Here is a 21,758-nt window from a genome sequence, read left to right on the forward strand (position 1 = left end):
GCTTTCCAACGCAGTCCGTCTGGGCTACATTCATAATCGGACGAATTCTTCCGTTTAAGATACTCGAGGAGACCCCGATGTCCAGGCAGGCAGCACCCACCGCGATTCCGGACGACGATCCGTCTCGCATGCTCACCGTCGCGCAGGCCGATGACGCACAGCTGCCCCATATCGGATTGGTCGGTGACACGTACACGATCTTGGTCAGTGGTGCCGACACCGATGGCAGATACACCCTGATCGACATGCACGTTCCGCCTGGCGGTGGACCGCCGCCGCACAGACACGATTTCGAGGAGATGTTCACGGTCCTCGACGGCGAGGTCGAGGTGACGTTTCGCGGTGAGAAGATCACCGCAGGAGTCGGGGTGACGATCAACATCCCTGCCAATGCCCCGCACTCGTTCGTCAACGGCTCCGATCGAGCCGCGCGGCTGCTGTGCATGTGTTCCCCTGCAGGGCAGGACGAGTTCTTCACTCTGGTCGGCCAGGCCGTTGCGAGCCGCACCGAGGCTCCGGTTCCGCTCGACGCGGCCGCTACACAAGCTTTCATCGCGAAGTCGCAGACATTGGCTCCGAGCTTCCACACCGAGTTGCTGCCGCCGGAGAAGCAATGACCCAGCAGCAACGCACAGAACTGGACGGACTGCTGCGCCACGGCCCACTCGACGTCGGAGGAGACGTCGCCGAGCAACGCGTGATCTTCCACGACATGATTTCGGCAGTGCCCCTGCCCAGTGATGTGTCGACCGTCGAGGACGAACTCGGCGGAGTGCCTGTCGTTCTCGTCGACACCCCTGGAACCGACCCGTCCCGAGCGGTGCTGTACCTGCACGGCGGCGCATACGCGCTCGGATCGGCGGCGGACTCGGTCGGGCTGGCCAACGATGTCTCTCGACGAGTCGGTGCGCGTGTCATCTCGGTCGACTACCGCCTTGCACCCGAACATCCATTCCCCGCGGCCCTCGACGACGCACTGGCCGTCTACCGGGCCCTACTCGATCAGGGCACGTCCAGCGAAAGCATTGCAGTCGTGGGCGAATCCGCCGGAGGTGGCCTGGCGATCTCGCTGCTCGCCGCACTCCGCGCCCATGATCTGCCGCAACCCTGCTGCGCCGCGGTCTTCTCACCCTGGGTCGATCTGACTGTGTCGGGCACAGCGCCACCACCAAAGCCGACCTCGACCCCGCGCTCACCGCCGAGGCTCTGCGCACGCGTGCCCGCGACTACGTCGGCGACAACGACGTGGACCCACTGCTCGCCAGTCCCATCGACGCCGACCTCACCGGTTTGCCACCACTGCTGATCCAAGTCGGCTCGCACGAGATCTTGCTCGACGACGCTATCCGGTTGGCAGCCCGTGCGGCTGATCGGAACGTCGAGGTGGACCTTCAGGTCTGGCCGGAGGTACCACACGTCTTCCAGGGCTTCGCCGCTCTGCTCGACGACGCCGACCGCGCGCTGAACGCCGTGGCCGTTTTCATGGAGCGACACGGGTTCGCGTCAGCGTCACCGACTCGCCGCTCGTAGCCCGGACGGGGGCCGTACCCGAGGGGTGTCCACACGGACGGTGACGGTGATCCGTCTCCCCGGCGAACGCGCGGAAACAGCGGGTTTAGTGTTGACGACGAATGCGACTCAGGAGCGGAACCTGAGGACGCGCGTCCGCCGACCGCTCAGGAGTGTCATGACGACCCCGCAGAATCCCCCGGAAAAGCAATCCCCCGACATCGACGTCAAACCGCGTAGTCGCGACGTCACCGATGGACTGGAGAAGACGGCAGCGCGCGGCATGCTCCGCGCCGTCGGCATGGGCGACGACGACTGGGTCAAGTCCCAGATCGGTGTCGCATCGTCGTGGAACGAGATCACCCCGTGCAACCTCTCGCTCGAGCGGCTGGCCAAAGAGGTCAAGAAGGGCGTCCACGCCGCCGGCGGGTATCCGTTGGAATTCGGCACCATCTCGGTGTCCGACGGCATCTCGATGGGCCACGAGGGCATGCACTTCTCGCTGGTCTCCCGTGAGGTCATCGCCGACAGCGTCGAAACCGTCATCAGCGCCGAGCGCCTCGACGGCTCGGTCCTGCTCGCCGGGTGCGACAAGTCTCTGCCCGGAATGCTCATGGCCGCAGCACGTCTGGACCTGGCGAGCGTGTTCCTCTACGCCGGTTCCACATTGCCCGGCTTCGCCACCCTGTCCGACGGCAGCGAGCACCAGGTGACGATCATCGACGCATTCGAGGCCGTCGGGGCCTGTTCACGCGGACTGATGTCGCGGGCCGACGTCGACACCATCGAACGCGCCATCTGCCCCGGTGAAGGTGCCTGCGGCGGAATGTACACCGCCAACACGATGGCCAGTGCAGCCGAGGCAATGGGAATGTCGTTGCCCGGCAGCGCATCACCGCCCGCACCGGACCGTCGACGCGACGGATTCGCACACGCCAGCGGCGAGGCCGTCGTCGACCTTCTCCGACGCGGCATCCGCACCAGCGACATCCTCACCAAGGAAGCGTTCGAGAACGCCATTGCCGTCGTCATGGCCTTCGGTGGCTCCACCAACGCCGTCCTGCATCTCCTCGCCATCGCCCACGAAGCGCAGGTCGAGCTGACCCTGGCCGACTTCACCCGCGTCGGCGCAAAGGTTCCCCACCTCGCGGACGTCAAGCCGTTCGGCAAGCACGTCATGACCGACGTCGACGCCATCGGCGGAGTACCCGTCGTGATGAAGGCTCTGCTCGACGCCGGCCTGATGCACGGCGACTGCATGACGGTCACCGGAAAGACCGTGGCACAGAACCTCGCTCACATCGCACCGCCCGATCCCGACGGCAAGGTGCTGCGCGCACTCGACAAGCCGATCCACCCGACAGGCGGCATCACCATTCTCGAGGGCTCACTTGCTCCGGGCGGGGCCGTCGTCAAGTCCGCAGGCTTCGACTCCGACGTATTCGTCGGTACCGCACGAGTTTTCGAGCGCGAGCGTGCGGCAATGGATGCTCTGGAGAACGGAACAATCACCGCCGGCGACGTCGTCGTCATCCGCTACGAGGGCCCCAAGGGCGGGCCGGGAATGCGTGAGATGCTCGCGATCACCGGAGCGATCAAGGGCGCGGGCCTCGGCAAGGATGTCCTGCTGCTCACCGACGGACGGTTCTCCGGCGGCACCACGGGCCTGTGCGTCGGACACGTTGCCCCCGAGGCAGTCGACGGCGGTCCCATCGCCTTCGTCCGCGACGGTGACCAAATCCGACTCGACGTCGGCAAGGGCACCCTCGACCTCCTGGTCGATGCAGCCGAACTGGACTCCCGCGCACAGGGTTGGGCTCCGCTGCCGCCGCGCTACACCCGCGGAGTGCTGGCGAAGTACTCGAAGCTGGTGGGATCGGCCTCGAACGGTGCGGTGCTGATCTAGCCCTCACCTCCCCTCTCCCCGCCCCCCTTCCCCCGCCGCGTCAATGGACCACTGCATACGTCTGAGAAGTGCAAGGGTTCATTCACGCAGCGATGCCCGCGCATGAATGAACCACTGCACACGTCTCGGCGATGCAATGGTCCATTCACGCGAGCGGGGTGGGCGGGTGGGGCGGGTGGGGCGGGCAGGGAGAGCTACAGCGGCATTGCCCACATGGAGCTCGAGCGTTCCTTGAATTCGGTGCAGTTCGCGTGTTGCTTGCTCGCCCTCTGGTAGAAGGTCTGCAGCGGAGCAGCGGGTTGCACCGGCTCCGAAGCGGGCGCAACCGGGAGATCGCTGAGTTCGAGTGCGGCGTCGAGGGCTTCCTCTGCCTCGACGCGTCGGGTGCGCGCCAGGTTCGACAACGCGAGCTGGTGAATCGTCACCCGCTCACCGGACTTGGCGTCCACGCGGGCCTGTCGGGCAACGGATGCATCGAGTTCGTACACCTTCGAGGCCAGCTGGTAGATGCTGGGGCGTTCGAGTTCTGCGTCCACCAGAGCCGGCTCGGCCACGGTGCGCGTCGGCTCACTCTTCGGCACGACTTTCGGTGTGTCTTCCTCGGCGGCACGTAGTGCGTGCCGCGCACTCGGCTTTTCGATTTTTGCGGCCGACGGCCGTTCCAGTAGCTGCTCGAGTTCGGCTACCTCACGGTCGGCTGCTCCATCCTTGGCAGGCGGAACGACGAAGGGCACGATCGGCTCGAACGGGATCCTCTCCGACGACGTCGCCAGTGCCGCGCTCCGCGAGGGGATCAGCAGCGCCACGATCACCGTGCCGACGCCGAACACCACGGCGGCAACCAGGCTGGTGTGCGTCACCGCGTCGCCGAACGCGGCGACGGCATTGGCCTGCAAGTTGTCTGCGAACCCGCTGAGAAACGCATTCTGGGCGCGAATGATGTCGGACACGATCACTGCACCGGCAAGCGAATCCTGGGACGCAGCAAGCCCTTCCGCTGCCTGCCCGGTGTACTGGCCGTTCGGTTGCTTACCGGGGAAGGTTTGCAGAAAGCCTTCGATTCCCTGCCGATAGGACGCGGCGAGCACCGAACCGAGCACGGCGATTCCGAGCGAGCCGCCGAGTTCGAGCGCTGTGTCGTTGAGTCCGCCGCCCACACCGAGCTTGCTGTCCGGAAACTCGCCCATGATGGCGTCGGTGCACGGCGAGACGGACAAGCCGATCGCGAGACCGAGCAGCGTCAGCACGGGCAGGAAGTCGGAGTACGTTGCGGTCGGGTCGATTCCGATCAACGAGACGACCGACAGCGTTCCCACGACCATGCCCGCGGTCACGGTGACGCGTGGTCCGAGCTTCGGTGTGAGCCACATCGTGATTCCGGATCCGACGAAGACTGCGCCGGCCAACGGCAAGAGGTGCACGCCCGTGGAGACCGGGCCGTACCCGAGGGCGAACTGGAGGTACTGGGCGACGAAGTAGATCGCACCGAACGTGACCAGGAAGAACACCAGCACCGCGAGGGTCGCGCCACTGAGGATGCGGGAGGAGAACATTCGGACGTCGAGCAGCGGATTGGGATGGCGCAGTTCCCATCCCACGAAGCCCACGATCGACAGCAGGCCGACGAGCGCGAAGTACAACGGCCCGACGGTCCAGCCGAAGTGCATTCCTTCGATGATGGCGTACACGACGGTCGACACGGCCAGGACCGACAGCAATCCACCGACCCAGTCGATCGCGCCGGGGTCGACGGCCCGCGACGGCGGAACCAGGACGACGGCTCCGACGATGGCCGCCAACGCAATAGGAACGTTGATCAGGAAAGTCGAATGCCAGGTGAAGCTCTCGAGGAGCCAACCCGCAAGCAGTGGTCCGGCTGCAATGGCGAGTCCCGAGGTAGCCGCCCATACGGTGACGGCGGTGGCGCGCTCTCGCTTCGGGAACGTGGCGACCAACAGCGACAGCGTTGCGGGCATGACGATCGCCGCGGCGACGCCCATGACGATGCGCGCCAGGATGACTCCGACGGTGGCGTCGGTGAGTGCCCCGGCAATCGAACCCGCCACGAAGATGATCAAGCCGAGAATCAGTGCCCCACGACGGCTGTAGCGATCGCCGATCACGCCGCACAGCAGCATCAGAGACGCGTATGGGACGGTGTAGCCGTCGATCACCCACTGCAGGTCACTGCTGGTCAGACTCAGGTCGAGAGTCATCGATGGTGCCGCGACCAGCAGGGCCGTGTTGGCCATGACCACGATCAGCAGACTCAGGCACAGGACCACCAGAGCCGACCAGCGTCGTGAATACGGTTTGTTCATATCTTGGACAGGCGTCATCGCAAGCAACGTCATTGTGTTCCCCCCCGTTGGCAAAGTGCCGACACACCTTGCACAGTGCTGTGCAGCTTAAGAAGAATCGTCTACGATCGGCAATCTTTTGTGGCGGCAGCCACACTCTCCGCACACGATCGTGCTAGTTGTTGACCTGTGCGAAAGACGACGGAGTCGAGATCGACTGCACGGGATGCCGCAGCGCCACCCGTGCAGCGCCGTGACGCCAGGTCGAACCGAGCGAGAATTCTCGATGTCGCACAACGGGTGTTGGCGGACAATCCGGATGCGACCATCAACGACGTCGCAGCCGCGGCAGGGGTGGTTCGGCGAACCGTATACGCCCACTTCGCCTCTCGCGAGGCGCTGATCGACGGCATCGCCCTGGAGGCGGCCGACAGCATCTCGGCGGCTCTCGGCCGCGTTCCCGCCGCCGACGAATCGGCCGTGACGGTCTTCGTCCGGCAGACGCTGGCTCTCACTCGCGTCGGCGACCAGTACCGTCTACTTCTCGCTGTTGCGCGAACAGATTTGGGCCACAACGGTATTCACAATCTTCTCGGTCCTATGCGAGAAGCGGCCGCCGCCGTCATCCGGCGCGGTCAGCGGGAGGGCGTGTTCTCCTCGTACCAAGCCGCGGAGGTACTCATCCTCAACATCGAGGCGATTGCGCTGTCCATCCTCGATGCCACCAACGCCGGACTGCTCACCGACCCGGCAGGGGCCGCCACGACGTCGAGCCTTGTTCTGCTGGGGATCGCCCCGGAGGATGCGGAACGAATCGTCGCCGATGTGCGGGCGTCCGACTCGTCCGCGCGCGCCCGCTGACAACTCCCGAGCCTCCGAAACGACGAATGTCCCGCCTCGAGCAACAGATTGCTCGAGCGGGACATTCGGTGCGAACTGTGGACTGTCAGGGAGCCGGAACGAATCCTGCGCCGAGTCCGTTGCCCTGATCGACGTTACGAAGGATCGCATCGAAGTTGGTGCCGACCTCGGGACCGAAGCACGCGACGCCCAGGTAGGCGTTGACCATGCCGACGAGGGTGTTGCCGACGACGACCGGGCTACCCGAGTCACCTTCGACGACGCACAGCTGCGCCCATGTCTCCTGCGACTGCAGGATGTCGCCGTACGCGAGGCCGCAGGTGTTGCCGGTGGTACGGCCTTCCTTGCAGACGATGTTCGGGAACGCCGTCGGCGGGCCGACCTGAGAGATGGTCACGTTGCCCACGCGGCTGATCGGTGCAACCTTGTCGCGCTGGAATTCGATGACGGCGTAGTCGTACTCCGGGTTGGAGAATGCGATGCGGCCGACCTCGCCGAGGGAGGTGTCGTATTCCGGGACGATGGAATCGCCTGCGCGGCCGCAGTGGCCGGCGGTGAAGCCCACGAGATTTCCGCTGCGGTCGTTACCGATCGTCGTCAGCGTGCACTCGGCCTGACCTCCGACGATGATTCCCGACCCACCACCGAGAGCAGCTGGAGCGGCCGCGGATGCGGTCCCCACGCCGACGCTGGCTACGATTGCAGCCGCCCCCACGACGACGAGCATGAATTTCTTGAACATGTACTCCCTCTCAGCGGTGTCGGCAGAACCCTAGCAACAACACGTGTACGAACACGAGCGAGTGGTTCATACGTCCTGCTCGAGGGCGGCAAGGGTGGTGCGCGCTTCCTCCAGTTGGCGACTCAGTTCTGCAACGCGGCGAGCAGCCTCTTCGCGCGCGTGGGAGATGACGGCCTCGACTGCGTCGCGTGCGATGGGATCGCCCAACTCTCGCACGGCCCTGCTCACCGACTCCGGACTCACCGGTTGCGCCTTGGTGGGGCGCTTCGCGCCCTGGGTGACCGTGACCGACCAATCGTTGTCCGCCCCGGCGTGAATAGTGACGCTGACCCCGCCTGGAGCCTTTTTTGCGCGACGGGGAGCCTGCTGTTGCGGCTGCGCCCTGGGTTGTTCCACCACTGCCTTGGGTTGTTCCACCACTGCCTTGGGTTTTTCCACCACGGCCTTGGCAGGTGCCGGAGCTGTTGTCGGCTTTGCTGCGACTGCTTCCGTCCGAGTCGGGGCGGCGGACACCGGCGGCGCCACTTTCTTCGCAGGTACGCGCTTGGCCGGCGCAGGCGGGGTTGCCGCGTTGCGAGTGATACGTAGTTCCTCTGCCTCGTAAGGCAATTCGTCGTTGACACCCTTCGGACTGATAGTGACCGTGGTGCCGTCGATCGAGATCACCTTCGCCGACGTTCCGTCGGACAGTCCGAGGCTCGGGTTCGGTTCACGAAGATAGACGGTTGCCCGACGCCCCTCGGCGAGCGCCGCAGCCAGCGTCGTCAGATTCTCCGGGGTCAACGAATCGTTCACGGCGCGCCCACGGGGTGGCATCGACTACCGGCCTCTCTCGAAAGTGTTTGCGAATACTGTCGCACAGATACTGGGCCGATGTCATCGACCGAGCGCGGGACACGTCGACAGCACACGTTCGGAATGGATATCGGGAAGGTATCTGTTAATCCAAGTAACTGTAACCGTAAGTAACTGTTACTTGGATTAACACTTAGATTTGGGTGGCCGAGAAGGCCGATGACCTGACTCTATACGACGGTTTTTCCGAACGCCCGCCGAGTCCACTCGACGTGACATTGACCCCCGACAAGTGCTTGCGGTCGTTCCGCAGGCTCCACTCCTGACCACTGAACGTCACATCGACTACCGGCCAGGTACCCGCGAGTAGCGGTGCGCGGCGTCGAGATATTTCGTCCCGTTGCGACCTCACCGAACCGCCCTCGCGGCCGGTATCTCCCGCGTAGCCTGGCGACCGTGCCTTCTTGTATGGGTACGGAACAGGAGCCTCGATGTACCACCTCGACGCGGACGAACAATCGCTCAGCGACGGTCCGCACGTGTATTTGCTCGACGCCAAATCCACCCTCGAGGTTCAGGCTCTGAATCAGTGGATCGATGCGACCACTCCCGACGGCGAGCCGAGGCCGCCGTCGGTGGTGTTGTCCGGTGAAGCGAGAACCTCACTGGCGGAGAGTGTTCGCGGGTACGCCGACGATCCGCTCCTCATTCCGTTGCGCGTGACGTTGTCCGATCGTAAGAACGGCATTCTCCACCGCATCTTCGCTCCGCGCGGTCGATCGAAGCCCACCCAGGTATGGCAGCGGTGGGTGGCGAACGACGATCCCGATCATTCGGCGGTGTTGGTCGGCGAGCCCGCGACCCTCCGTGATCTGCAGGATCGGTTCGAGCGGGGCGGCGGCACCTCGCTCTCGTCGTTCATCCTGCGACAGGCCAGTCTGGCGTTGGACAAGGCCGAGCGTGGCGTCATCGGCTCCGAGTACAAGATTCCGCGATTCGTCGTCGAGGACATGACGGAGCAGAAGAAGTTCCACGACGGCATCACCGCGCTCGCGGACGAGGTCGGTCAGGACCGCGACGCAGTCGACAAGCGCGTCAACGACATCCTCGGTGAGATGGTCGCAACCGAGACCCGCCGGGCAGTGGAGATGTGGGGCACCCTCGGGGCATATTTCTCGCGGGCGTACAAGGTCGACGTCGATCGCGATCAGCTGCAGAAGGTCCGCGAACTCAACAAGAACTATCCGTTGGTGTTCCTACCCAATCACCGTTCCTACCTCGACCCGCTCGTGCTACGCCCGGCGCTGCTGGCCGAGGGTCTACCGCTCAATCACGTCATGGGCGGCATCAACGTCGGCTTCTGGCCGCTGGGTCCGATCGCCAAACGCAGTGGCGTCGTGCTCATTCAGCGGAAGTTCTCCGACGCGATCTACAAGTGGACGCTGCGTCAGTACATGAGTTTTCTGCTCAGCAAGCGGTTCAACCTCGAGTGGTACATCGAAGGCGGACGCAGCCGCACCGGGAAGCTTCGCCCGCCGAGGTTCGGCCTGCTCACCTATCTGGTCGACGCCCTGGAGTCGAGCGACGCAGAGGACGTCTATCTGGTTCCGACGTCCATCACCTACGACCGCCTGCACGAGGTCGGCGCGATGGCCGAGGAATCGCACGGGGCGAAGAAGCAGGCCGAGGGCATTCGGATGGCCATCGGGTACATCCGTGCGCAGGGCACGTTGCGCGGCAACGTGTATCTGAACTTCGGCGAACCGATGTCGGTGGCGTCGATCGTCGCCGAGAACACCGACAAGCGTGTCGCGGTTCAGAAGATCGCACTCGGCGTCTCTCACGCGATCAACGACGCAACACCGGTGACTCCGGCGGCTTTGGTCACGATGGCACTGCTGGGCATCGAGGATCGCGCACTCAACGTCAACGAGATGTGGGCCATCATCGCCCCGCTCGCCCGCTACATCAAACGCCGCAACCTGCCCACCGCGGGCGGCGTCGACATTGCCGACGTCGATGTGGTGCGATCGGCCGTCGTCGCTCAGGTCAACGCCAACGTGGTCAAGCGTTTCGACGACGGGCCCGAGCCACTGTTCTATCTGGCGCAGGACAAGCATCTGGTTGCAGCATTCTTCCGTAACAACGCAATTCACTTCTTCGTCATGCGTGCCATCGGAGAACTGGTGGTGCTGCCGACCAGCGGCGATTCGGCACCTCTGACGCAGGAGTCGCTGTGGCAGTCGGCGCTGCAATTGCGCGATCTGCTCAAGTTCGAGTTCTTCTTCGGCGACAAGAAGGACTTCGGGCAGAGGCTGGAATCCGAGGTCGACCTGATCGACCCGGATTGGCGAACCAAGATCAGCGACCCCGATTATGCTGCGCACCAACTGCAGTCACAGGATCTGCACCTGGCGCACCGCGTATTGCAGCCGATCTTCGAGGCGTACCAGGTAGTGGCAGATCAGCTGATGCTGCTGCCGCAGAGCGGCGAGTTCGACAAGCCCAAGTTCATCGCGGAGTGCCTCGGCGCCGCTCAGGCCAGGCGACTGCGTCAGCAACTCGATCACAGCGAGTCCATTTCCGGCGAGTTGTTCGATACTGCACTGCAATTGGCAGAGAACCGGGATCTCGTCGACTCCGGCTCCGACGGTGTCGCGCGCCGGCGCAGAGACTTTGCGCTCGAGATCGACGAGTGGGCCCGCAAGGTTCGCACGATCCGAGACATGGCCCACCAGATGCTGCGTGCGGTAGAACCGATCTCGGCCCCCGAGGAGAACAATTCATGACCGAGTTCGACGATCGACTGATCGCGATCGCCGCCGCACCACCGGGCCGAGACACCGTGGCATTCTTCGATCTCGACGGCACCCTGATCAACGGATTCTCCGCCCGCGCAGTCTTTCTCGAACGTCTCAAGACCCTCGACGTGACGGTGAAGGAGCTGTGGGAGATCTCCAGTGCCGTCGTCGAGATGCGGATGCGCAACTCCCCCGTCGACAACCTGATGGGTAAGGCCGTCCGCGGCCTGGAGGGCCGTCGGGAGGACGATCTGATGGAACAGGCATACACGCTGTTCCGCAACGAGATTGCGCCGATGATCTACCCGCAGGCCCGTGCCCTCGTCGAGGCTCACCGGCATGCCGGACATCGCCTCGTGATGGCCACCTCCGCCACGCCGTACCAGGCACTGCCGGTGCAACAGGACATGATGTTCGAAGAATTGCTGTGCACCACCCCCGTCGTCACCGACGGAATCCTCACCGGCGAACTCGTCGGCGACTCGCTGTGGGGTCCGCGCAAGGCGCAGGCAGCGATCGACTACGCCGAACGTGAAGGCATCGCTCTGGCGGGCTGCTTCGCCTACTCCAACGGCGGCGAGGACGTGCCACTGCTCGAGGCCGTGGGACGACCCGTTGCCCTCAACCCAGACCCCGATCTCGCACGCTATGCCGCCAAGAAGAAGTGGCCTGCTCTGACGTTGGAAAGCCCGAAGCGCGGCACCGACATCACGTCGGCCGTACGCAGCACAGCGGCGCTCGGATCGGTGCTCGCAAGCGCGTCGATCGGGCTGGGCCTGGGGATTCTGACGCGGAGTCGCCGCACCGGTGCCAACATCACCAGCACCATCGCACCCGACATCGCGCTCACTCTGGCCGGCGTGAAGCTCGACGTCACCGGCACCGAAAATGCCTGGTCGGCCCGCCCGGCCGTCTTCATGTTCAACCACCAGAGCACTGCCGACTCGATCATCGTCACGTCGATCCTCCGGCGAGACATCACCGCTGTGGCGAAACGCGAGCTCGAACGCGACCCACGATTCGCGCTGCTGGGCAGGATCTTCGACGTCGCCTACGTCGATCGTGGTGACCCCGCACAAGCGCGCGAGGCGATGCGCCCCGCAATCGACAAGCTCCACAGCGGTATCTCCGTCGCCATCGCGCCCGAGGGGACGCGCATGCCGACGTCACGTCTCGGCCGATTCAAGAAGGGCGGCTTCCACCTGGCCATGCAAGCAGGTGTGCCCATCGTGCCCATCGTCATCCACAACGCGGGTGACGTGATGTGGAAAAAGGATTTCACCGTCCACTCCGGTACGGTCAAGGTCACCGTCGGCGAGCCCATTCCCACCACGGACTGGGAGCCCGACAAGATCGACGAGTACGTGGACGATGTTCGTTCCTATTTCGACAGAACGTTGGGATATGCCTGAGAACCAGATCAACTCGGTAGTGCAGACGGAAATCGAGCGGAATCTATTGGGCGGCGAGCCCAAGTACAACCGTGCGGACATCGTCGAGAAGTCCGGCATTCCACTCGAGCGAGTCATTGCTCTGTGGATCGGCATGGGCTTCCCCATCCACACCGATACCGAGGCACTCGTCTACACCGACGCCGATCTCGAGGCTCTGAAGCTGATCACTGCACTCACCGCACAGAAGGTGATCAAGCCCGAGATGGAGGTCGCTATCGCGCGGACACTCGGGCAATCCATGTCCAGGCTCGCGGAATGGCAAGTGGGCGTTGTGAACTCTCACATACTCGAGCGCATAATCGACAGTGACGAAGACAAGAACGACATCGACGCGATTCGGCGTAACGCCCGAGCGATCGCGGCAGAAACCGTCCCCACCCTCGAGGCACTTCAGGGATACACCTGGCGTCGGCATCTGGCCGCAGCCGCCGGTCGATCCATCGCCGCGCCCGACGACGCCACCGACAGTCCCACGATGGCCGTCGGGTTCGCCGACATGGTGGGCTACACCAGCTTGACGCGTCGGCTGGACATCGGTGAGTTGACGACTCTGCTCGAGGAGTTCGAGTCGCTGGCCACCAATATCATTGCCCGCGGACGTGGTTCGGTGATCAAGAACGTCGGCGACGAGGTGATGTTCAGCGCGCAGACACCCGAGGATGCCGCCCACATCGCCCTCGACCTGCAGGACGCGTTCGACGAGCAGGAGGACATGCCGGACCTGCGGGTCGGACTGGCCTGGGGGCCGGTACTGGCCCGGTACGGGGATCTGTACGGCTCGGTGGTCAACATTGCCGCGCGGCTGACCAGCTCTGCCAATCCCGGCACGACCCTGGTCGATACCGTCATGACCGAGGAACTCCGCCACGATTCCGAGTTCTACCTGAAATCGATTCGCTCACTGCGGGTCAAGGGTTTTCACAAGCTCAAGCCGCATGCGCTCCGCCGCAACAAACGGGGCGGTCACAAGAGCGAGGAGTAGAACCCCAGGTGTCGACGCGCAGCCTCGTCCCAGGTGAGGCTGCGCGCCAGCGCCAGCCCCGGTAGTGGATCCCGCGGCTCGTGCAACGCACGGTCCAACTCGCTCGACATGGCCTCCACCGACGACGCGTAGGTCACGCTGTCTCCGAACACTTCTCGCAGTACCGGCAGATCACGCGCCACCACCGGGATCGACGCGGCGAGTGCCTCCATGGCGGCCAGGCCGAAGCCCTCCTTCCTGGAGAAGAACGGCAGCACTGCGGACTGCGCCACGAGGTGCGGTAGTTCGTCGTCGTCGACGGTTCCGAGTATCACCGGCTCGATGCCGAGTTCTGCTGCACGACGGTCGAATTCCGCCCGGTAGTCCCGATAGTCGAACAGCGTCTCCCCGCCGGCGAACACCAGTTGCACGTTTCGCTCGGACAGCCCGGCGAAGGCGTCGAGCAGATCGAGACTGCCCTTGCGTGGCTCTATACCGCCGACGGCTAGCACATATCGGCCGAGCTTGTCACGCCAGTGCGTTCGACCCGACTGCGCAGCAGCAGTGAATCTCTCGGCATCGACGCCGTTGGGGATGACCGTTGGTTCGAGTCCCCATCCGCGGTGAACATCGCTTGCCACCGCTGCCGATACACAGATGCGCGCGTAGGGCGCAGTGATCGCGCGCTCGTGACACGCCGCCAGTTCGGGCGTGGTGAACTCGTCGAGGTGATGGATGGTCCTGATGCAGCGACCGACGGCGTTTGCGGAGATGCAGTCCTGAGCGTGGACGATCTCGTATTGCTCCGGTGTGAACGCCTGTCGCAGAACGTCTATCGACCGCAGTATCCGCTGACCGACACTCTCGTTCTCCCGCTGAGGAAACGGCACCATCCGCACGGTGACGGCGGGGTCGACCGCACGAAAGAACTCACTGTCGCCGCCGCGGCCGAGAGACCACACCGACACGTCCTGCCCGGAGCGCGCCAACGCCTCGGCCAAGGCCAGCGTATGTACTACGCCGCCACGCGGTTTGGACGAGTAGGTCAACAGCGCAATCTTCACTGATCCGGCTTCTCCTGCAGCAAATTGGGGTAGGCGTCGACACGACGTTCGGCGAGGTGGTGCAACCCTCTTCGGGCCCGGTCCACTTCGGCGTCGACATCGATCTCGTGCACGGCCAGGCCGCCTTTGGACCACGTTTTCGCCAGCACGTCACCACCGGGTCCGACGATCTTCGCTTGCCCCAAGAAGCGTAACGACCCCATCACCCCGGTCTGGTTCGACGACACCAGCACCACCTGATTCTCCGCGGCCCTGGCGGCGTCGTACAGATCGAACAACCGGGACTGCCGGTCGTTCGGCAGCGAGGACGCCCGATCGGTGACACTGGCGGGCCACGCCGACAGTGCCGCAATGATTCTCGCACCGTCGAGCGCCAACGCGCGCGCCGATTCCGGAAACGTCTTGTCGTAATCGATCAGCATGCCCATCCGTCCGACAGGGGTGTCGAAGGCCTCGAACCGATCGCCGGCGGCATAGGCCAAGGATTCTCCGAGTGGCTGATGCACCTTGCGGTGACTGCCGAGAATCCCGTCGCCGGTCAGGCACGCAGCAGCGTTGTACCGCAGGCCTTTCGACAACTCGGTGTAGCCGATGCAGACCGTCATGTCCCCCGCCGCCGCGATGATCGCGGCCAGCTCGGGACCGTCCGGATCGAGCGTCGGTGGTAACTCCGCGGGATCCGGATTGCTCAGACTGTCGATGTAGCCCCCGAGGGAGGCGTCGGGCAGCACCAGGAGATCGATACCCTCTCGGGCCGCACTGGACATGATCGTGGTGATCTTCAGTACGGCCCGATCGACATCTCTGCCGAAATGCGCTGCCAGCGCGCCGATCTTGATGGGGGCCACGTCAGCTCAGACCATCTGACTCTGGGGTTGTGCGGCACTGATCTCGAGACCGATCTGATCCGCCAGGAACGCGGCATCTCGGGCCACCGAGGCGAAACGACCCGAGCCCCAGGTGTGCTGCCACGGCAGGCCGAGGAAGTACAGGCCGGAGACCGAGGTAACGCCTCGGTTGTGCGTCGGGTGGCCCTCCCCGTCGAAGGCCCCGACCTTCAGCCACCGATAGTCGGTGCGGAAGCCCACCGACCACACGACGGCCGTGACGTCGGAGGTAGCGAGATCCAGTTCGGTGGTCTCGACCTCGGGGCGCCACACCGGTACGTAGCGCTCCTCGGTGGGCGCGCTGATGCCCTCGCGCTCGATGTACGCGTCGATGTTGTCCTTGATGCTCTCGGCAACACGATCCGCAGCATCGAGGGACGCCCCGAGCGTGGGCGCGAACTGCAGCACGCCGTCCTCCACTCCGAGCAATCGACCGTAGAGCTGCATGCCCTCGGTGGCGAATGCACGCAGGTCGATGTCTCGACCACCGTCACGGCCGGTGACGTAGTGGTTCGTGTTCTCGCGTTTGCCGACGCCACCGGGTTGATCCTCGATGGAGACATCGTAGACGCCCATGTCGTGCAGCCAGGCGACACAGTCGCGGCCGCGATAGAAGCGTGCGACGCGGGGAGCGGTGCCGGCCACCAGGTGGACGCGTCGGCCGTCGAGATGTAGGTCCTCGGCGATCTGCGCGCCGGACTGGCCGGTGCCGACGACCAAGACGTCCCCGTCCGGGAACTGATGCGAGCCGCGGTATTCGGAGGAGTGGATCTGGACGATGTCCCGTGGAAGCTTCTCGGCGAATCGCGGAATGGTGGGGATGTGGTAACCGCCGACCGCAACGACGATCTGGTCGGCATGCATCGGTCCGGCAGAGGTCTGGAGGTCGAAACCACCATCCGCTGACTGCAAGGCCTGATCCACCGAAACATGCTCTCGCACCGGCGCATCGAAGCTCTCGGCGTAACGACGCACGAAGGCGTAGACCTCGTCGCGCTGCATGAATCCGTCGGGATCGTCACCATCGTAGGAGTACCCGGGCAGCGCGCACTGCCAGTTCGGAGTCACCAGAGTGAAGTTGTCCCAGCGGGAGTCCTTCCACTCGTGCGCGATCGTGTCACGCTCCAACACAACATGTTCGACGCCGCGCTGCGTCAGATGCCAGCTGATGGACAGGCCGGCCTGCCCGCCGCCGATGACGATCACGGAGTAGTTTTCTATCGCACTGTGGTGCGCTGTCACACTGTTCGGATTCACAGCAATTCAGCTCCCGACATGCTCAGTACGCGAACGGCACCGGCCCGGTACGAAGCGCTGACGCCGTGAATCTCTTCCATCTGCTGTGCGGCCGAGGTGCACCGCATACCGAACTTCGCGAGTACTCGATCACTCGCCACCGTCAGCGCCTCGGACGTGCGCTCGACGAAGTCCTGGACCGTGTACTCCGCACCGGGCGTCAGGTAATCGTGCATCACCAGCGACGGTGAATAGCAGGACTGTTCGCGCCCATCGGGCCAACGAACGACGAACGACATCTCAGGCATGGACCGGCTCCTTGGTGATGGTCCGATAGACCGACGGCCGGCGATCACGCAGGTTGTACATACCGCCGCCACGTGCCGCCCCGATGAGCGCATCGACGTCGACGGTGGCCGTCGCCAGCCCCGGCTCGACGCCGGTGCCGGCAAGAATCTCCCCGCCGGGCCCGACGATCTTGGCGCTGCAGACGAATCTCAAGGATCCGAAGGTGCCGGCCTGATTCGCCGCGACCCAGATGATCTGGTTCTCGAGCGCACGAGCGCGATCGTAGATGTCGAAGCGCTGCTTCCAGCGGTCCTCCTCCATGTTCTCCACGGTCGCGGTACGTGCCGTCGGCCATGCGGAGATGGAGGCGACGATCTCGGCACCGTCGAGGGCAAGTTCGCGGGCGGCTTCGGGGAATCCCTTGTCGTAGCAGATCTGCATGCCCATTCGGCCGACCGGAGTATCGAAGGCGGAGTAGCTGTCTCCCGCGTCGTAGCAGAGGTTTTCACCGAGCGGCTGGTGCACCTTGCGGTACGAGCCGAGGATGCCGCTGCCGTCGACCGTCACTGCGGCGTTGTAGCGGGTGTCGCCGTCCTTCTCGCAGAAGCCGAAGGTGATGACGGTGTCACCCGCCATGTCGATGACGCGTCTGATCTCGGGTCCGTCGAGTTCGAGGGCGGGAGGCAGTGCCTTCAAGCGACGCTGCCTCGATTCCTCGGTCTCGTCGCCTCCGCCGAGACTGGGCAGGTAACCGCCGAGGCAGGCTTCGGGCAGGACGAGCAGTTGGCTGCCGCGATTGCGCGCTTCCTCGAGCAACGCGGCGATGGTGGCGTAGCTCTGTTCCATGTCGCGCCCGAATTCGGCTGCGGCAACGGAGATGGTGATGGCGTTCATGCTTCTCCCAATCCGGTCACGGTGGACGTGACCGCGCGAGTGGTGATTCCGTCGGGCCATCGCAGCGCGACGCCCGGAATATCGGTGAGCTCTCCGCAGACTGCGGACAGTGCAGGTCCGGACGGTGCAACAGGTGCACCGGGACGGTCCGCGGTGATCATCGCGAACCCAGGAAAACACGTGATCCACTCGCCCATCGACGCGGCGTCGGGCTTCGGGATCGAGGAAACGTCCAGTACGGCACCGGTTCCGCTTGCCTCGGCCAGCATCCCGGTAGTGCCCGCCAGGCCGGCCATCGAGACGTCCTTGGCTGCTTTGGGCGCTGTTCGGGCGACGAACGACGCCATAGCTGTCAGTTCCTCGGTGTTGCGTCGCGAGGACGAATCCCATTGCTGACCGAAGTATCCGCGTCGCCATTCACCTTCGATATCGGCGGTGAGCGTGAGCCGGTCGCCGACGTTGCCGCCGCCGGCCCGCACCGGGTTCGCTGTGCGCCCCAGAGCAGTGACCGACAGTGAGGACGGCACCCCGGCCTGGGTATGGCCACCGAGTACCGGGACCTGCCATGCCGCAGAGGCATTGGCGAGTCCGCGAATGATGCGAGTCAGTCGGGACTGTGTGGGTGCGCCGACGGAATCGAGCATGCCGACGGCTCGGGCTCCCATGGCAGAGAGGTCGTTCAAGTTCACCAGGGCCGCGCACCACCCGGCCCACTCCGGGTCACGATCGACCATCGAGGGAATGATTGCGTCGCAGGCAGCGATCATGTCACTGCCCGGTACCGGTACCCCGTCGTCGCCTCGAAAGCCTTTGGCCCCGAGCCCGAGCGGCTGTGCCTTCAGGGGTGCGAGCACACCGGCGAGCATCGCTTTGGTCGACGACACCAGCCGTTCGATTCGGTCGATGGGCCAGTACATCGCCACATGCGGGGTACCGGCCACCTCGACGTCGCCGCGTCTGGTCCACCCGAGACCGGTGAACAGTCTCTCGTTGCGCTTCTGCACCGTTGCATCGAACCGAAGTACACCTCGGCTCTCGGCATGCGCACAGGCTGCGCGAACCAGTGCAGGACCGACACCGGAGGTGCGCGCCGAAGCAGACACCACCAGGCGACTGCCGGCCCACCATCCCAGATCCGTTGCGGTGCAGGGAGCAAGACGTACTCCACCGAGCAGAGTGCCGTCCCGGTCGGTAGCGACCAGAACGACTGCTCGCGGATCGTCGTCGACGTCGTCGTGATCGGTGCCGGCGAACAAGCCCTGTTCGGCAACGAAGGTCGCTCTCCTGAGCGCACGATAGGCGTCCAGCTGCGCTGCGCCTTTGCACGGTTGCACGATGAACCTGGGTTCGACGACAGTGGTTGCAGCGCCCGACAATCCGGCAAGATCCTGCGCGTCCACCCCGTACATCTCAGCCTCCCGCATTCTGCAGGACGCTGCACGCACCACATGCCGCGCAGCCTGCCTTCTGATCGGAGCCGAGCATCGCTGCTGCCTGGAGCTCCTTGGCGACGCGTCGGGTGACGCTTTCGAGTACATCCCGGTCCGGAGCCGTCGCACGATCGACATCGACTGCCAACGTGCCGGCAAGCGGACGAAACGGAACGACGAAGGGATACACACCCATCTCGATGAGTTCCGCAGCACCGGAAACCAATTGGTCCGGATCCTCACCGAGGCCCACCAGAATGTACGTCGAGACCTGGTTGCGTCCGAAGATCCGGACTGCCTCTCTCCAGGCCGCGCGGTACTCGTCCATCGAGACCGACGCCTTGCCCGGCATCCACCTGCGTCGAACGTCGTCGTCGAGAGATTCGACGTGGATGCCGATGGATTCGGCTCCGGCGTCGTACAGATCCTGAATTGTCTGCAGGTCACCCGGAGGTTCGCACTGCACCTGAATCGGCAGATCGGGAACCACGGCCTTGATGGCGCGTACACATCGGGCCAGATGACGGGCACCGCGATCCTTCGCGGCCGAAGTGCCTGTGGTCATGACCATTTGGGTGACACCGTCGAGCCGTACCGCCGCCTCTGCCACCTCGGCCAGTTGCGCCGGGGTCTTGACGGCGATGGTGTCGCCTGCCTCGAGCGAGGCCTCGATGGAGCAGAACCGGCACCGCTGGTCGGCGTCGTAACGGATGCACGTCTGCACCACGGTCGTTGCGAGAACGTTGGAGCCATGGAGCTTGGCGATCTTTTCGTAGCCGATCCCGTCGGCGGTGGCGAGATCGTAGAACTTCGGACGGTCGACAGCCTGAACATCGAGACCGATGTCGTTGCCGTCGAACAACACTCGGCCCTCTTCGAGAACGTACGGGCTGAGCGGATTGCGGGGGATGGCTGCGCCGAGGCCATCGATGGTGACATGCCCGTCGTCGCTCGGCCCGGCGCCTGCCGTTCTCGAGACCGGCGTGGATCCTCGGATTCCGAGCAACGCCAGATCTACACGCGTACTGACCGACATGGTTCGCTCCTAGACCATGTAGGTCGAATTGATGATGGCACCCTTGCGCGCGTAGTGGATCAGCGCGTCCTGCACGTCGAGGGGGTGGGCCGGGATGACACCTTCGATGAGATCCTCTTCACGACCGCCGTGCAGAGCCAGCCCGAAGCGGCAGCAGAACACCGTGCCGCCCTCGGCGATGAACGTCGCAAGGGAATCGTTGATGTTCTGCTCGCCCGGGAAGCCGGAATCACCGGTGGTCGGAAATCCGCGAGTGGCAAGGCAATTGATGGCACCGGGGCCGTAGAAGTACATGGCCGACTCGAAGCCCTTGCGCAGGGCCCGCGTCGCCTGGAGTACCGCGACGAACGATACCGAGGACTCGTGGGCGATGCCGTGCACCAGCGTGAAGTAGCTTTCGCCGTTCTCGGCCTTGTAGTCGGGGAAGATCTTGGTAGAGCCGTAGATGTTGCTGCCCTTGGGAAGTGACGGGTGCGGGATCTCTTCGAGGGACTTCTTGATGTTCTCGGCGATGGACTGGTCGAGGTCTGACACTGGTGTCTCCTGAGGTTCGCAGAGCTGGCTGAATGCAATGGGCAACTACTCGAGATGCGGTGGGCGTCGATGGCCACCTGAGGAAGAGAGGTCATGTCCGGCGAAAGAGCAGATCCTCTTCGGCCATGGGACAAGTACAAGCCCCATCCATTTCCGGTTGGTCACGCTCGGAACAACGCCGTGTTTCGAGGGCCTCACAGTGTTGACGTGGTGTTACGCGGCTACTGTGAAGGCCGGTCCACCCATCCATAGCGAGCAGGACGAGGAACACGATGATCGGCGCCGTCACCGGCTTGTTGTACGCGTTGTCCCTGGTAGTGGGCATCTGGGTGCTCGTGAAGCTCGCCACGAACCGGCCCGTTCTGTTGAAGAACAAGGCCGACCGAGCACTGTTCTGGACGATCGCAGCCACCGAGGCCGTCGTCGCGCTTCAGGCCGTGATCGGGTTCGTCATGATGTTCACCTCGGATCGCGAGATACACCGGTTGACGTTCGGCTCTTATCTCGTCGGACTGCTGTTCCTGCTTCCATTGGGAACGTGGTGGTCCCTGGGAGACCGTTCCCGCGGCGGCACAGCGGTGCTGCTCGTCGCCGTCCTCACCCTCGCAGCCATGGTGCTGCGCCTGAGCCAGATTTGGGCCGGATATGCCTGACAACCTCCAGCAAGCGACGCGCACCGGCTTCGGGCGCTTTCTCATCGCCGTCTACGCGGTGTTCGCCGTTGCCGCGACATCGCGCTCGATAGTGCAGCTCACCACCCGATTCGACAACGCACCGGTGGCGTACCTCCTGTCGGCGTTCGCTGCGGTGGTCTACATCATCGCGACAGTGGGACTGGCGAGGGCAACCGAAGCATCCCGACGCGTGGTGACGGTGTCCTGCATCATCGAACTCGTCGGAGTCATCGGCATCGGCACCCTCAGCTACATCCAGCCCCAGGACTTCCCGGAGCCGACGGTGTGGTCGCACTTCGGATCCGGCTACGTCTTCATCCCGGTGGTGCTCCCCATCGCGGGACTGTGGTGGTTGCGAAAGACTCGACAGCGGTAGGGGTCTGTGG

At 64.3% G+C, this 21,758-nt stretch carries 21 protein-coding genes; 10 read left to right on the forward strand and 11 right to left on the reverse strand.

Going from position 1 to position 21,758, the window contains the following annotated elements; all coding sequences use genetic code 11:
• Positions 1–77: 77 nt before the first annotated feature.
• From BH93_RS25925 to ilvD, 4 genes are all read left to right on the forward strand, one after another.
• Entirely contained in the window at positions 78–617 is a 540-nt protein-coding gene (locus BH93_RS25925) for a cupin domain-containing protein (protein WP_037171475.1), read from the forward strand.
• A complete protein-coding gene (locus tag BH93_RS28180) occupies positions 614–1,306 on the forward strand; it encodes an alpha/beta hydrolase (RefSeq protein ID WP_197914503.1) in 693 nt (230 codons plus the stop codon). The genes BH93_RS25925 and BH93_RS28180 overlap by 4 nt, the downstream gene beginning before the upstream one ends.
• Positions 1,207–1,530, forward strand: coding sequence for an alpha/beta hydrolase (locus tag BH93_RS28185; protein ID WP_277950848.1), 324 nt, complete (start codon positions 1,207–1,209; stop codon positions 1,528–1,530). Before BH93_RS28180 ends, BH93_RS28185 begins: the two co-directional genes overlap by 100 nt.
• A gap of 157 nt (positions 1,531–1,687) precedes the next feature.
• Entirely contained in the window at positions 1,688–3,415 is a 1,728-nt protein-coding gene (gene ilvD / locus BH93_RS25935; RefSeq protein ID WP_037171477.1) for a dihydroxy-acid dehydratase, read from the forward strand.
• Positions 3,416–3,609: 194 nt separating this feature from the next.
• On the opposite strand, the gene BH93_RS25940 is transcribed toward ilvD, so the two are convergent.
• Positions 3,610–5,769 carry an MFS transporter gene (locus BH93_RS25940; RefSeq protein WP_037172534.1) on the reverse strand — a complete coding sequence of 720 codons (2,160 nt, stop codon included), beginning with the start codon at positions 5,767–5,769 and terminating at the stop codon, positions 3,610–3,612.
• A 189-nt stretch (positions 5,770–5,958) separates the two neighbouring features.
• Between BH93_RS25940 and BH93_RS25945 the strand changes: the two genes are divergently transcribed.
• On the forward strand, positions 5,959–6,576 hold the full coding sequence (locus BH93_RS25945; protein ID WP_032378539.1) for a TetR/AcrR family transcriptional regulator: 618 nt from the start codon (positions 5,959–5,961) through the stop codon (positions 6,574–6,576).
• An 85-nt stretch (positions 6,577–6,661) separates the two neighbouring features.
• Here BH93_RS25945 and BH93_RS25950 read toward each other — a convergent pair whose 3' ends face one another.
• Both BH93_RS25950 and BH93_RS25955 read right to left on the reverse strand, forming a co-directional pair.
• The gene (locus BH93_RS25950; RefSeq protein ID WP_032402140.1) at positions 6,662–7,318 is read right to left on the reverse strand and encodes a hypothetical protein; all 657 of its coding nucleotides are present in this window, start codon (positions 7,316–7,318) and stop codon (positions 6,662–6,664) included.
• A gap of 66 nt (positions 7,319–7,384) precedes the next feature.
• Positions 7,385–8,134 carry a DUF6319 family protein gene (locus BH93_RS25955; RefSeq protein WP_037172532.1) on the reverse strand — a complete coding sequence of 250 codons (750 nt, stop codon included), beginning with the start codon at positions 8,132–8,134 and terminating at the stop codon, positions 7,385–7,387.
• Positions 8,135–8,604: 470 nt separating this feature from the next.
• Here BH93_RS25955 and BH93_RS25960 point away from each other — a divergent pair, with 470 nt between their 5' ends.
• From BH93_RS25960 to BH93_RS25970, 3 genes are read left to right on the forward strand one after another with little or no spacing between them, the layout of a single operon-like run.
• Positions 8,605–10,902: a glycerol-3-phosphate 1-O-acyltransferase gene (locus BH93_RS25960; protein WP_032402142.1), complete on the forward strand. Its 2,298-nt coding sequence runs from the start codon at positions 8,605–8,607 to the stop codon at positions 10,900–10,902.
• On the forward strand, positions 10,899–12,326 hold the full coding sequence (locus BH93_RS25965; protein ID WP_037172530.1) for an HAD-IB family hydrolase: 1,428 nt from the start codon (positions 10,899–10,901) through the stop codon (positions 12,324–12,326). The genes BH93_RS25960 and BH93_RS25965 overlap by 4 nt, the downstream gene beginning before the upstream one ends.
• Positions 12,319–13,350 carry an adenylate/guanylate cyclase domain-containing protein gene (locus BH93_RS25970; protein WP_032378544.1) on the forward strand — a complete coding sequence of 344 codons (1,032 nt, stop codon included), beginning with the start codon at positions 12,319–12,321 and terminating at the stop codon, positions 13,348–13,350. The genes BH93_RS25965 and BH93_RS25970 overlap by 8 nt, the downstream gene beginning before the upstream one ends.
• On the opposite strand, the gene BH93_RS25975 is transcribed toward BH93_RS25970, so the two are convergent.
• From BH93_RS25975 to BH93_RS26010, 8 genes are read right to left on the reverse strand one after another with little or no spacing between them, the layout of a single operon-like run.
• Complete coding sequence (locus BH93_RS25975) at positions 13,332–14,393, reverse strand: MSMEG_0565 family glycosyltransferase (protein ID WP_037172527.1); 1,062 nt, start codon at positions 14,391–14,393, stop codon at positions 13,332–13,334. The two genes, BH93_RS25970 and BH93_RS25975, sit on opposite strands and share 19 nt — an antisense overlap.
• Positions 14,390–15,241 (reverse strand): carbon-nitrogen hydrolase family protein, encoded by an 852-nt coding sequence (locus BH93_RS25980; protein ID WP_032402146.1) that lies wholly within the window; start codon positions 15,239–15,241, stop codon positions 14,390–14,392. The genes BH93_RS25975 and BH93_RS25980 overlap by 4 nt, the downstream gene beginning before the upstream one ends.
• A gap of 6 nt (positions 15,242–15,247) precedes the next feature.
• Positions 15,248–16,537, reverse strand: coding sequence for an MSMEG_0569 family flavin-dependent oxidoreductase (locus BH93_RS25985; protein WP_242459074.1), 1,290 nt, complete (start codon positions 16,535–16,537; stop codon positions 15,248–15,250).
• On the reverse strand, positions 16,534–16,824 hold the full coding sequence (locus tag BH93_RS25990; RefSeq protein ID WP_037172524.1) for an MSMEG_0570 family nitrogen starvation response protein: 291 nt from the start codon (positions 16,822–16,824) through the stop codon (positions 16,534–16,536). The genes BH93_RS25985 and BH93_RS25990 overlap by 4 nt, the downstream gene beginning before the upstream one ends.
• Complete coding sequence (locus BH93_RS25995) at positions 16,817–17,698, reverse strand: carbon-nitrogen hydrolase family protein (RefSeq protein ID WP_032378548.1); 882 nt, start codon at positions 17,696–17,698, stop codon at positions 16,817–16,819. Before BH93_RS25995 ends, BH93_RS25990 begins: the two co-directional genes overlap by 8 nt.
• A complete protein-coding gene (locus BH93_RS26000; protein ID WP_052064940.1) occupies positions 17,695–19,122 on the reverse strand; it encodes an MSMEG_0567/sll0787 family protein in 1,428 nt (475 codons plus the stop codon). Before BH93_RS26000 ends, BH93_RS25995 begins: the two co-directional genes overlap by 4 nt.
• Positions 19,109–20,164, reverse strand: coding sequence for an MSMEG_0568 family radical SAM protein (locus tag BH93_RS26005; RefSeq protein ID WP_037172522.1), 1,056 nt, complete (start codon positions 20,162–20,164; stop codon positions 19,109–19,111). Before BH93_RS26005 ends, BH93_RS26000 begins: the two co-directional genes overlap by 14 nt.
• A 9-nt stretch (positions 20,165–20,173) precedes the next feature.
• Positions 20,174–20,698, reverse strand: coding sequence for an MSMEG_0572/Sll0783 family nitrogen starvation response protein (locus BH93_RS26010; protein WP_027495238.1), 525 nt, complete (start codon positions 20,696–20,698; stop codon positions 20,174–20,176).
• Positions 20,699–20,970: 272 nt separating this feature from the next.
• On the opposite strand from BH93_RS26010, the gene BH93_RS26015 reads away from it, so the two are divergent.
• Both BH93_RS26015 and BH93_RS26020 read left to right on the forward strand, forming a co-directional pair.
• A complete protein-coding gene (locus tag BH93_RS26015) occupies positions 20,971–21,351 on the forward strand; it encodes a hypothetical protein (protein ID WP_032378550.1) in 381 nt (126 codons plus the stop codon).
• On the forward strand, positions 21,344–21,748 hold the full coding sequence (locus BH93_RS26020; RefSeq protein WP_032378551.1) for a hypothetical protein: 405 nt from the start codon (positions 21,344–21,346) through the stop codon (positions 21,746–21,748). The genes BH93_RS26015 and BH93_RS26020 overlap by 8 nt, the downstream gene beginning before the upstream one ends.
• The last annotated feature ends 10 nt before the right edge of the window (positions 21,749–21,758 follow it).

It is taken from the genome of Rhodococcoides fascians A25f, assembly GCF_000760935.2.
Classification (GTDB): Bacteria; Actinomycetota; Actinomycetes; order Mycobacteriales; family Mycobacteriaceae; genus Rhodococcoides.